We start from the raw sequence: 12,300 nt of genomic DNA on the forward strand, positions 1-12,300 counted from the left end.
AGCGAGCCAGACATGAACACACTCGGCCCGGTTCCGAAGCGTACGCGCAATCACGTCGCTGTTCTGAAGGGTGGCCTTTCGGCTGAGCGCGAGGTGAGCCTCAATTCCGGTGCGGCGGTTGGGGAGGCGCTGCTGCAGAGCGGCTACGCGGTGACCGAGATCGACGTCGATCGCGATCTTGGAAGCCGGTTGCAGGAACTGAAGCCCGACGTCTGCTTCAATGCGCTGCACGGCAAGTTCGGGGAGGACGGCTGCGTGCAGGGCGTGCTGGAGCTGCTCGGCATTCCTTACACGCACTCCGGCGTTCTGGCGTCGGCGCTCGCCATGCACAAGGAGCGGGCGAAGGACATCATGAAGCTCGCGGGCGTTGCCGTTGCTGATGCCACTCTGGTGACGCGTGGCGAGGCGCTGGAGAAGCATGTCATGGCGCCCCCTTATGTGGTGAAGCCGGTGACGGAGGGGTCGAGCGTCGGCGTCGTAATCGTGCCGCCCGGCGCCGAGCGGCCGCCGAACTCGATCGCTGCGGGTGGTCCGCTCGATCAGATCGTGATGGTCGAGCGTTATGTGGCAGGGCGCGAGTTGACCTGCGCCGTCATTGGCAACTTTGTGACGGATATCATTGAAATTGTGCCGCTTCGTGGCCTCGCGTTCTACGATTATGAGGCCAAATACGCACCCGGCGGCTCGAAGCACGAACTGCCCGCGAAACTTTTACCAGATGTTTACCAGACACTCCGTTCCTTAACGTTAAGGGCGCATCAGGCTTTGGGCTGTCGCGGCGTATCGCGGGCCGACTTTCGCTACGACGACACGGCCGGTGGAACGGGCGAGCTGATCTGCCTCGAAGTCAACACTCAGCCGGGCATGACGGGGACATCCCTGGTGCCCGAGCTGGCGGGTTATGCCGGGTGGTCGTTCAGTGACCTAGTCCGGTGGATGGTCGAGGACGCGAGTTGCAACAGGTAGAGAGCAAGCATCGGTTCTGGTGGCGGGCTGCACATGATGCGCCAACGCCGGAACCGGAGGCTGCTCAATGGGTGCCGCCTTCGCCCGAGGCGACGCCGACGACCCGCGGGCGCAGCTCCGCTGTTACGATCTCCAAGCGCGTGACGACCAAACTTCAAATTCCGCGTGGCGAACGTCGCCTGAGACGTACGCGTCGCGGACGGCGGTGGGTGATGCCTTCGACAGTTGCCGCGCTGGTCGCGGCTGTCGCCGGCGTGGCGGCCTATACGCTGCCGCTCGATAAGCTCATGGCCTTCGATTTCTCCGACAAAACTGACAGTCTGATGATCGCGGCCGGTTTCGGCATCGATCAGGTCAACCTCTCCGGCCAGCATTTCACATCCGATTCCGACGTGTACGACGCCTTGGACCTCACCAACGTAAAAACATTCGCAGCTTTCGATTCTGACGCCGCCATGAAGCGGATCGAGCGCATTCCGTGGGTTGATACCGTGCAGCTCACCCGCATTTATCCGGGAACGCTCGATATCGTCATTCATGAGCGTGCACCGGCATTTGTGTGGACGCGCAGCGAGACAAACTATCTGGTCGATGCGACGGGGCGGGCGCTTGGGCCGATGCCGACCGCCAGCACATGGAAATTGCCGCGCGTGGTCGGTGAGGGCGCCGACAGCGAAGCGATGCTGATGCTCTCAGCCCTTCATCTGGTTCCCAAGATCGAGCGGCAGTACGCCTATGGCGAGCGTGTTGCCGAGCGACGGTGGCGGATCGTCTTGCGGAACGGCACGGCGCTCGACCTCGCCGCCGATCGCGAGATCGAAGGTTTGCAGGAAATCGCCAATACGCCGGCGGTCCAGGCAGCCTTGACGGGCGCGCCGATGATCGTCGACGTGCGCACGCCGGGCCGGATCGCGATGCGGCCGGCAACATCATCTGCGCGGACGGCATCTCTCAGAAGCTCCGGGACGACAGCGGTCGCCTCGGCGCAACAGTAGGGGGCTGGCATGGCGGAGCGGCGCACCTACAAGACTTTCGGGCTTCTCGATATCGGCACCAGCAAGACTGTTGCCGCCGTCGTTGTCGCCGAGTACGTGGCCGGAATGGCGATGCCGTCGTTGCGGCTCGCGGGTCTTGGCATGCAGCGTTCGAAAGGCGTCAAAGCCGGCGTTTTGACGGATCTCGATGAAGCGGAAGGTGTCGTTCGCGGCGTCATCAGCCAAGCGGAGCGCGCGGCCGGAACGTCGGTCGGCGGCTTTACGCTGTCTGTATCGGCGGGGCGGATTTCATCGGTTCATTGCACGGCGCGTGCGGATATCGAAACCGGCAGCGTGCGGGAAGAAGATCTGGCGCGGCTGATGTCAGCGGGCGAGAGCTACGCTGAGCGCAACGGCCGAACGCTGCTCCATCTCAACCACCTGGGCTATGAGGTCGACGGGGCGCACGGTGTCCGCGATCCGCTCGGTCTTTCGGCGCGACGTATCTCGGCCGGGCTGCACGCCGTGACGGCGGATGAAGCGCCGCTGCGTAATCTGATGGTTCTGATCGACCGGTGCTATGCGAGTTGCGATGCGCTCGTCGCGTCGCCTTATGCAAGTGCGCTCGCTGCTACAACGCTAGAAGAGCGGCAATTCGGTGTGACATGCATCGATTTCGGCGCCGGAACGACGTCGATGACGCTCTTCGCAGACGGGCGCTTTACGGGCATCGACGTGATCCCGGTCGGCAGCCAACATATCACCTACGATATTGCGAAGGCGTTGCAGACGCCACTTGCGGAAGCCGAGCGAATCAAAACGCTTTATGGCACACTCCTCAACGCCCAGTCAGACGAGCATGAGTCGTTCTCCTATCCGATCGCCGGAGAGGAGGATGACGGCAGCTACGAAACAACGAAAGCGCGGCTAACGGATATCATCCGGCCGCGCGTGCAGCAGATCCTGGGGCTTGTGCGCGAGCGCTTAGCGCTGAACGCCGCGAGCCGCTACGTGGGAGACAAGATCGTACTGACGGGCGGGGCCAGCCAACTCACCGGATTGCCGGGATTCGTCGCGGATACGTTCGGACGTTCGGTCCGGCTCGGCCGGCCGATGGATCTGCACGGTCTTGCCGCAAGTCTCTCAGGGCCGCAGCTCGCGACGCTTTCCGGTCTTGCGATCGTGGCGGCGCGCGGAGACGGCGAACTCAACATGGCGCGCGGTCGCAAGACCGTGACGCAAGGATATCTCGGTCGCGTCGGAACGTGGCTTAAAGGCGGGTTTTAAAGACGTGTCGAAGACAGAAATGAGATCGTCGAAGCAGGCGGCGTTGGCGGCAGAAACAGTCGTGCCGAACGCCCAACTATCATTCTCGGGGACGCCATGAGCATCAAGCTGCAACTGCCGAAGCTGGTCGACGCCAAGCCTCGGATCACCGTCATCGGCGTCGGCGGCGCGGGCTGCAATGCCGTCAACAACATGATTGCCGCCGGGCTTCAAGGCGTGCAGTTCGTGGTTGCGAACACGGATGCGCAATCGCTCGATGCTTCGAGTGCGGAACATCGTATTCAGCTCGGCATCAATCTGACCGAAGGGCTCGGCGCAGGCGCCAAGCCGGAGATCGGCGAAGCTGCGGCGGAAGAAGCGCTCGAAGAGCTTCGTACGCATATTGCAGGCGCGCACATGGTGTTCATCGCGGCCGGTATGGGCGGCGGCACCGGCACGGGCGCGGCATCCGTCATCGCGCGAATCGCGCGGGAGCTTGGGGCGCTGACGGTCGGCGTCGTCTGCAAGCCGTTCCAATTCGAAGGCGCGCGGCGCATGCGCATTGCGGAGGCGGGTGTCGAAAACCTGCGCCATCTCGTCGATACGCTGATCGTCATTCCGAACCAGAACCTGTTCCGGATTGCCAATGAGCGGACGACGTTTGCGGAAGCCTTCGTTCTAGCCGACCAGGTGCTCTATTCGGGCGTTGCCTGCATCGTCGAGCTTGTTCTCAAGGAAGGCCTTATCAATCTCGATTTCGCAGACGTCCGCACAATTATGAGCGGCATGGGTACGGCAATGATGGGCACGGGCGAAGCGACCGGCGAACAGCGCGCCATTCTCGCAGCGGAAGAAGCCATTGCCAATCCGCTGCTCGATGATGTGACGCTGCGCGGCGCCAAGGGATTGCTGCTGTCGATCTCGGGCGGCCGCGACATGACGCTCTATGAGGTTGATGAGGCAGCGAGCCGCATCCGTCAGGAGGTCGATCACGATGCCAACATCATCGTTGGTGCGACATTCGATGAGCAGCTCGGCGATCGTCTTCGCGTCTCGATTGTTGCATCGGGTATGGATCACCGGATGGCCGAACGCATGATGGCGCAGCAGGCGCAGGGTCACGGTCAGGGCACGTACGCTCCTCAGGCGCAGCAGCAGGCTGCGGAGATGTCGCAGCAGCATCCGGCGCCACAGCAGCAGGTGGAACGCAGCGCCGTGCTCCCCGCACCTCCGGGCGACCTGCAGCGGCGTCTTGCTGAAGCTTTGCAGGCGCCGACGGCTGCAGCGCCGCAGAATTTTTCTGAGCCTATCCACAGAGAACAACCTCGTGGTGGCCGCGACAGCTGGGTTGCCCCAGGAAATGTTATGATCGAGGACGGGCTGGAAAATTTTCCTCCCCTGTCCGGGAGTGCATTGTTACGGACCCCGCCCCTTCCGGCCGACGCTCCGGTGCAAAATTACGATCATCGATTCGAGCCGCAGGCCCCGACGGAGATCCAGCGTGGCGGGCGCCGGGTGCCGGGCATCGAGGAATTTCCTCCGCAGGCTCAGAAGGAATGGAATGCGCGTCAGAATGGCGCTCCGCGGACCCACAGCAGAGATGCAGAAGAGCAAAGAAAACCGGGCCTTTTGGGACGTTTTGCCGGTTTAGGCCGGAGATAATCGGCGGTATACGGAATAGAATTTCTCGCCGCCACATTTCCGGCTTCGAACGTGATAGAAAGGTGGCGAGAGAGTGCGATTTTTCGGGTGAAGAACGCGGTCAAAATGCGGCTGCATCAGGTCTCGGGAAACGTCAAGAATGGTTGCTAAAGCGTAACACAATGTAAGAAAGCGTGATTTGTCGGTGTTTAGCGAAGCAGTTAGCTTTTGTGCATCGACCACTTGTGATGAGCCTTTGATCAGAGCGGACGCGGCCAAAATAAGGCTGGAACGAGCTGATAGAATCAGAAGGACTTCAAGGTAGGTCAGGGGGTGGTTGGCCGCATATGCTGGGGAGCAGCGGTCCGCCAAGAGAATGAGGGACGGCGCTGTATGTCGAATCGATTCATCGGTGCGCGGCAAACCACGCTTGCCCGCGAGATCCAGTTGACAGGCACGGGGGTGCACAGCGGAGCTCCGGTATCACTCACACTGCATCCAGCAGAGGCTGATACTGGGCTCCGCTTTCTCGTTACCAAACGGGGAAGAGTCGTCTCGGAAATCGCGGCACACGTAGCGAACGTCAAAAATCTTACACTTTGTACCGTCATCGGCGACAGCGCTGGCACAACGATCAGCACAGTCGAACATCTCCTCGCCGCGCTTCGCGGTCTCTCGATCGACAACCTCTATATCGAGATCGACAGCAAAGAAGTTCCGATCATGGACGGCAGCTCGGCGGAATTCGTCGACGCCATTGACCGGGTCGGCATTCGCGAGCTTTCAGAGCCGCGCAAATACATCAAAGTTCTTAAACCTGTGCGGGTAGAAGAAAACGGCTGCTGGGGCGAACTTGAGCCGCATGCCGGGTTCCGCATGGACGTTGAAATCGATTTCGCAACGCCGGTGATCGGTCGCCAGCGGCTGCAGTACGAAATGAGCCCCGGCGTTTTCCGCCACGAGATTTCCCGCGCCCGCACGTTCGGCTTCATGAGCGACGTCGAGAAGTTGTGGAAGGCGGGTCTTGCACTCGGTGCCGACCTCACCAACACGGTTGCGATCGGCGACGGCAAGGTCATGAACCGTGACGGCCTTCGCTATCCGCAGGAGTTCGTGCGTCACAAAATGCTCGACGCGGTTGGCGATTTGGCGCTTGCCGGACTGCCGCTCCTTGGCGCGTATCGCTCTTACAAGGGCGGTCACAAGCTTAACTCGATGGTGCTTCAGGCCCTGTTCGCCGATGCGTCGAACTGGGAATACGCACAGGCACCGCGCACCCGTGCAAGCCGCTCGCCGGTTCAGATCGTGTCTGAGACGGTTGTCGCTGCGGAATAAGCTTCGGCTTATTCCCGTCGGCTGGTGCTCCTGGCCCAATCGACGGCCTGGAATGCACCATATTCTGACGATACACTCGCCACACGGGGCTGTTAGCAGACAGCGCGCTGCCGACGATTCATCTTTCGGGGCGCGTCTCGGGGTGCTATCCGCTTGCGATCGTTGAGACGTGTGGTCGACAGCAACGCAGCCGTCGGCCTCTTTTGGAAGCAACGCGGCGTATGATGATATCGGCACGGCATCTTCTGAAAATCGTGAGCACGGTGTCGGTGTTGGTGGCGCTCGCGTTCTCGATGCTTGCCGTCGGCGGTTGCAGCAATGGACCGAAGCTCGATACGGCTGCGCTCAATCCCGATCCGCCAGCGAAGATGTTCGCCGACGCCGACGCGATGATGACGAAAGGCAATTTCGAAGACGCCGCGACGAAGTTCGAAGCCGTCGATCGCGACCACCCCTATTCGCAGGAAGCGCGCAAATCGATCGTGATGGCCGCATATGCGTATTATCGCGCCGGCAAAGCGCCGGAAGCGATCGCCTCGGCCGAGCGTTACGTCGCGATGCATCCGGGCACGAAAGAAGCGCCGATGGCGCACCATATTATCGCGGAAGCCTATTTCGATCAGATGAACAAGGCGGACCGCGATCAGACGGCGGCTCGCAAGGCGCTTGAGCAGCTTAAAATCTTGAAGGCACGTTATCCGGACAGCGAGTACGCTAAGGACGCCGACAACAAAATTCGCATCTGCTTGGACAATCTCGCCGCTCAGGAGATGAATGTCGGGCGGTATTATCTCGATCGGCACAACTACGTCGGCGCCATCAATCGCTTCAAGACGGTCGTCAGCGATTATCAGACGACGGCGCATGTCGAGGAGGCGCTGGCGCGTCTTGTCGAATGCTATATGGCGCTCGGCATCACCAAGGAAGCCCAGAACGCAGCGGCGATCCTCGGGCACAACTATCCCGACAGCAAGTGGTACAAGGATTCCTACGCTCTACTGGAATCGGGCGGTCTGGCGCCACGCGAGGACAGCGATTCCTGGCTGAGCAAGACCTGGAATTCCGTTCCGAAGCTCTCGGTGCCGACGATCAAGATGCCGAGCATCAGCATGGGTAGCGGTTGATCTTGCCCGTCCGGCGGGTGGAACCTGTCGCTGTCACGCCCTTCACATTGTGCTAGATCTGAAAGCTGGGCCCGATTTCATTTCGGGCTTGTGCTTTTTCCGATGCTTTGAAAATTACGATGTCCGACGCCAAATCAAGAAAGAAGCGCAAGACCGTCTCAGCGGCGTCAGCGGGAAGCGAGACGCCTGCCGACGAGATTGCCCGGCTGTCAGCCGAAATCGCGCATCACGATCAGCTCTATTACCGGCAGGACGCACCGGAGATTTCCGACGCCGAATATGATGCGCTGCGTCGCCGGCTTGGTGATCTTGAGAAAGAACATCCCGAGCTTCGGCGTGAAGACAGCCCAACGGTGAAGGTCGGTGCGGCGCCGGTTGCGGCGTTCGGCAAGATTCGCCACGACGTACCGATGCTGTCGCTGGGCAATGCGTTCGACGATCAGGACGTCATCGATTTCGTCGAGCGGGTGCGCCGTTTTCTCATGCTCGGCGAAGACGACACACTCGAAGTGACGGCTGAGCCAAAGATCGACGGGCTTTCGATTTCGATCCGCTATGAGCATGGCGAGTTGGTGCAGGCCGCGACGCGCGGCGATGGGGCGGAAGGCGAGAACGTTACGGCCAACATCAAGACAGTTCGCGAGATTCCGCATAAGCTCAAGGGCAAGGACATTCCCGAGCTGATCGACATTCGCGGCGAGATCTATCTCGGCCACAAAGACTTCGAAGCGTTGAATGCCGCGCAGGCTGAAAGCGGCGATAAGATCTTTGCCAACCCGCGCAACGCCGCTGCCGGTTCGCTTCGGCAGCTCGATGCGTCGATCACGGCGAAGCGCCCGCTACGTTTTTTCGCGTATGCGTGGGGTGCGGTTTCGGAACTTCCGGCGGACACGCAAGCGGGTGTCGTCAAAGCGTTCGCGCATTGGGGATTGCCGGTCAATCCACTGATGCGGATCGCGACGACGACGGATGAACTGCTGGCGTTCTATCGCAATATCGAAGCAAAGCGTGCCTCGCTCGGCTACGATATTGACGGTGTCGTCTACAAGGTGAATAGGCTCGATTACCAGGAACGGTTGGGGTTTGTGTCGCGCTCGCCGCGTTGGGCGATTGCGCACAAGTTCGCCGCGGAGCAGGCGACGACCGTTCTTGAAAAAATTGATATTCAAGTGGGGCGCACGGGCGCGCTGACGCCGGTTGCAAAGTTGAAGCCCGTGACGGTCGGCGGTGTCGTCGTGTCGAACGCGACGCTGCACAACGAAGATGAGATTGCGCGCAAAGATATTCGCGAAGGCGATACAATCATCGTGCAGCGGGCGGGTGATGTCATTCCTCAGGTCGTCGAAGTGGTGCTGGCGAAGCGCCCCTCGCACTTGCATCCATTCAAGTTCCCGACCGTTTGCCCGGTGTGCGGCAGTCATGCGGTGCGAGAGGCAGTCGAGGAAACGGGCAAGGCGGACGTCGTGCGCCGTTGCACGGGCGGTCTCATTTGTCCGGCGCAGGTCAAAGAGCGTCTGAAGCATTTCGTGTCGCGCAATGCCTTCGATATTGAGGGATTGGGCACGGAGAAGATCGAGTTTTTCTTCGATACGGGGCGGATCAAATCGCCTGCGGATATTTTCACGCTGGAAGCCCGCGATAAGGCGTCGGACGAACCGCTGCTGAAAGTCCGCGGTTTCAAGGAAACGTCGGTCCGCAAGCTGTTTGCCGCCATCGACGCGCGCCGCGAGGTTCCGCTCGATCGATTTTTATTCGCACTCGGCATTCGGCACATTGGGGAGACGACCGCGAAAGACCTCGCAAAAGCCTACGGAACGCTGGACGCGCTGCGTTCGGCTGTCGATGCGGCGGTCGAGGGCGGAAAAGGCAGCGACGCCTATCAGGATATCGACAATATCGAAGGCATCGGCGAGACGGTGGTCGATGCACTCGTCGATTTCTTCGGCGAGGATCACAACCAGGAACAGATTGCAGCGCTGCTGAAGGAAGTGACCGTTACACCTTTTGTGCGTACGCAAACGAAAGAGTCGCCTGTCACCGGCAAGACGGTTGTCTTCACGGGAACGCTGACGAAGCTGACGCGCAACGAAGCGAAGGCGCAGGCCGAGCGTCTTGGCGCGAAGGTTTCAGGCTCGGTTTCGAAGAAGACGGATTACGTCGTTGCGGGAACGGAAGCGGGCTCGAAGCTTGATAATGCACGGGCTCTGGGCGTTACCGTGCTCGATGAAGACGAGTGGCTTGCGCTGATTGGGCAGGCGTGAGCCGCTAGGTTTAAACCGGTGCCGTCGCCTGCTTCAGCCAATTGCGCGTCGAAGGATCGAGGCTCTGCGCAAGCGTATCGTAGACACGCTTGTGATAGGCGTTGAGCCAGTCACGCTCGCTCTTTTCCAACATCTCGGGAAGGATAAGCCGCCGGTCGATGGGCGCGAGCGTCAACGTCTCGAACTCCATCGTTTCGCGGTCGCCGCCTTCGACGGTTTCCGGCATCGTCACGAGCACGACGTTTTCGATGCGGATGCCGTATTCGCCGACCTTGTAATAACCGGGCTCGTTCGAGATCAGCATGCCGGGGTGCAACGGCGCCATGCCGGCGCGCGAGATCGACTGCGGACCTTCGTGGACTGACAGATAGCTGCCAATGCCATGGCCTGTGCCGTGATCGAAGTCGGCGCCGATCTGCCAAAGTGCGCGACGTGCGAACGGGTCGAGGTCGATGCCGCGTGTGCCTTTCGGAAAGTGCGCAGTCGCGACGGCAATATGACCTTTCAGAACAGCCGTGAAATGCCGCTGCATGTCCTTGGTCGGTTTGCCGACGGCAATCGTGCGCGTGATGTCTGTGGTGCCGTCAGGATACTGGCCGCCGCTGTCGATCAGAAACAGTTCGCCGGGCTTCACGCGGCGGTTGGTTTCTTCGGAGACGCGGTAATGCACGATGGCGCCGTTTGGGCCGGAGCCGGAGATCGTCGGGAAGCTCACATCGCGCAGCATGTTGGTGTCGCGGCGGAATTCTTCGAGCTTCTGCACGGCGGTGATCTCGTCGAGCGTGCCGTCGGACGCCCAATCATCGAGCCAGGCGAGGAAGCGTACCACGGCGTGACCGTCGCGGACATGGGCGGCGCGGGCACCGACGACCTCCGCATCGGACTTGATGGCTTTGGGAAGGATGCACGGATCCTGACCGCGCGAGATGAGCTTGGCACCGAGCTTTTGCTCGAACCAATAGGCAGCTGTTTCGGGATCGAGGCGAACCCGTTTGCCTTTGGCTTTCAGCTCTTTTACGCGGTCCGGCAGCGTCGCGGGTGCGAGAAGTTTTGCGACGGGCGCGACGTCGGCGCGGGCTTCGCTGTCGAGGCGATCGGGCGCAATGAAGAGTTCGGCTTTGCCACTCGCGGGAACAATGGCGAAGGCGAGAACGACAGGGTTATGTGCAACGTCGCTGCCGCGAATGTTGAACAGCCAGCAGATCGAATCCGGCAGCGTCAGGATGACGGCGCTCTGGCCGTCTTGTTTCAAGCGCGTCTGCAATTCGGAGATTTTGTCGGCCGCCGTTCGGCCTGCAAAGGCAATCGGCTGGGCGATGACAGGATTTTGCGGCGGCTTCGGACGGTCCTTGCCCCACAGAACGTCGATCGGATTTTTTGACAGCGCCTTGAGCTTGATGCCCTTCGGGGCGAGCGCAGCCGTCAGGCGATTGATCTCTCCGGCGGTGTGGTTCCAAGGGTCGAAGCCGACCGTGCCACCCTTGGCGACGTTCGCAATCAACCAGTCCGCAAGCTTCGGACGCAACAATAGCGAAACTTCGAAAACTTTTGTGTCGGTTTCGGCTGCGGCCTGGACCGTATACCGGCCGTCGATCGCCAGCAAGGCGGCTTTCTTGCCGACAACGGCGATGCCGGCGGAGCCCGAAAACCCCGTCAGCCATTTCAGGCGCTCGGCGCAGGCTGGGACATACTCGCCCTGATGCTTGTCGGACCGGGGAACTAGGACGGCGTCGATTTTCGACTTCGCCATGTAGGCGCGGAGCGCTTTTACGCGTTCGGCGACGCGTTCGGGCTCGGACAAGGAATGGAATGTCTGCAGCATGGCTGATTTTCTAAGCACCGGATGGTGAGATTTCAACGTCGCCGGAAGGTCAGGGTCGACCAGCCGGTGATGCGGTCATGGCGCTGAAGCGAGAATCCGTGGGCGAGATAGGTTGCGATGACCTGGGGCGCTTGGGGTACGAGAATGCCGGAGAGCACCAGTGTTCCGCCGGGAACGACAGCGCGGGAAATTGACGACGATAGATAAATTAGCGGCCCCGCCAGAATGTTGGCGACAAGGAAATCGAACGGTGCGCGCTCGCGAACTCTCGGATGTCCGAGACCGTTGCCAACGAACAGGGCGATGCGATTGCCCGCGCCGTTGAGGCGGACGTTTTCGCTCGCGACCGTGACGGACTGCGGGTCCATGTCGGCGGCGACGATGCGCGTGTGCGGCATCGCCTTTGCTGCGGCGATGGCGAGCACGCCCGAGCCGCAGCCGAGGTCGAGCATATTCTTGTAGGCGTGGCCGCGCGTCAGCCGGTCAATGGCGAGCAAGCAGCCCAGCGTCGTTGCGTGATGTGCGGTGCCGAATGCTTCGCCCGCGTCGATCAGGATGGCGTTCGGTCCGTGCGCGACACGGCCTTGATCGTGGCTGCCGTGGATGGTGAAACGGCCTGCCGGCACGGGCGGAAGTGCCGCTTGCGAAATCGCGACCCAGTTCAGCTCCGGCACGGCCTCGATCTCGAAGGGTGGCAGAGGCCAATCGACGAGCGGCTTCAGTTCGGCTGCGAGGTCGCGCGCGTCGGCTTCGGCATCGAAATAGGCTTCGACGCGCCAGCGATCTGGGCCGTCTTCGAAGACGGTCAGCGCGTCGGGGGCGGGCTCAAGCAGATCTTGCATGGCATTGCCGGTTGCGTACGCGAGCGCGCGATCGGCGAAGAGGGCTGTGACTTTTCTGACTGACATCGG

9 protein-coding genes are annotated in these 12,300 nt (G+C 61.1%); 7 read left to right on the forward strand and 2 right to left on the reverse strand.

All coding sequences use genetic code 11. The features are described 5' to 3' along the window. The first annotated feature begins 12 nt into the window (after positions 1 to 12). From HYP802_RS0104855 to ligA, 7 genes are all read left to right on the forward strand, one after another. Complete coding sequence (locus HYP802_RS0104855) at positions 13 to 966, forward strand: D-alanine--D-alanine ligase (protein WP_013945983.1); 954 nt, start codon at positions 13 to 15, stop codon at positions 964 to 966. Then, the gene (locus tag HYP802_RS0104860; RefSeq protein ID WP_013945984.1) at positions 954 to 1,961 is read left to right on the forward strand and encodes an FtsQ-type POTRA domain-containing protein; all 1,008 of its coding nucleotides are present in this window, start codon (positions 954 to 956) and stop codon (positions 1,959 to 1,961) included. Before HYP802_RS0104855 ends, HYP802_RS0104860 begins: the two co-directional genes overlap by 13 nt. 9 nt (positions 1,962 to 1,970) lie before the next feature. Next, positions 1,971 to 3,227, forward strand: a complete 1,257-nt coding sequence (gene ftsA, locus HYP802_RS0104865; RefSeq protein ID WP_013945985.1) for a cell division protein FtsA — start codon at positions 1,971 to 1,973, stop codon at positions 3,225 to 3,227. A 96-nt stretch (positions 3,228 to 3,323) separates the two neighbouring features. Beyond that, positions 3,324 to 4,868, forward strand: a complete 1,545-nt coding sequence (gene ftsZ, locus HYP802_RS0104870; RefSeq protein WP_013945986.1) for a cell division protein FtsZ — start codon at positions 3,324 to 3,326, stop codon at positions 4,866 to 4,868. 372 nt (positions 4,869 to 5,240) lie between these two features. Next, complete coding sequence (gene lpxC / locus HYP802_RS0104875; RefSeq protein ID WP_013945988.1) at positions 5,241 to 6,182, forward strand: UDP-3-O-acyl-N-acetylglucosamine deacetylase; 942 nt, start codon at positions 5,241 to 5,243, stop codon at positions 6,180 to 6,182. A gap of 221 nt (positions 6,183 to 6,403) precedes the next feature. Further along, positions 6,404 to 7,306: an outer membrane protein assembly factor BamD gene (locus tag HYP802_RS0104880; RefSeq protein WP_013945989.1), complete on the forward strand. Its 903-nt coding sequence runs from the start codon at positions 6,404 to 6,406 to the stop codon at positions 7,304 to 7,306. Positions 7,307 to 7,425: 119 nt separating this feature from the next. Beyond that, positions 7,426 to 9,567: an NAD-dependent DNA ligase LigA gene (gene ligA, locus HYP802_RS0104885; protein WP_013945990.1), complete on the forward strand. Its 2,142-nt coding sequence runs from the start codon at positions 7,426 to 7,428 to the stop codon at positions 9,565 to 9,567. Positions 9,568 to 9,577: 10 nt separating this feature from the next. Here the strand turns inward: ligA and HYP802_RS0104890 are convergent, their stop codons facing one another. Beyond that, positions 9,578 to 11,389, reverse strand: a complete 1,812-nt coding sequence (locus tag HYP802_RS0104890; protein WP_013945991.1) for an aminopeptidase P family protein — start codon at positions 11,387 to 11,389, stop codon at positions 9,578 to 9,580. A gap of 32 nt (positions 11,390 to 11,421) precedes the next feature. Next, positions 11,422 to 12,297, reverse strand: coding sequence for a 50S ribosomal protein L11 methyltransferase (locus tag HYP802_RS0104895; protein WP_013945992.1), 876 nt, complete (start codon positions 12,295 to 12,297; stop codon positions 11,422 to 11,424). Positions 12,298 to 12,300 lie beyond the last annotated feature (3 nt).

The organism is Hyphomicrobium sp. 802 (genome assembly GCF_000526135.1).
Lineage (GTDB): Bacteria > Pseudomonadota > Alphaproteobacteria > Rhizobiales > Hyphomicrobiaceae > Hyphomicrobium_B.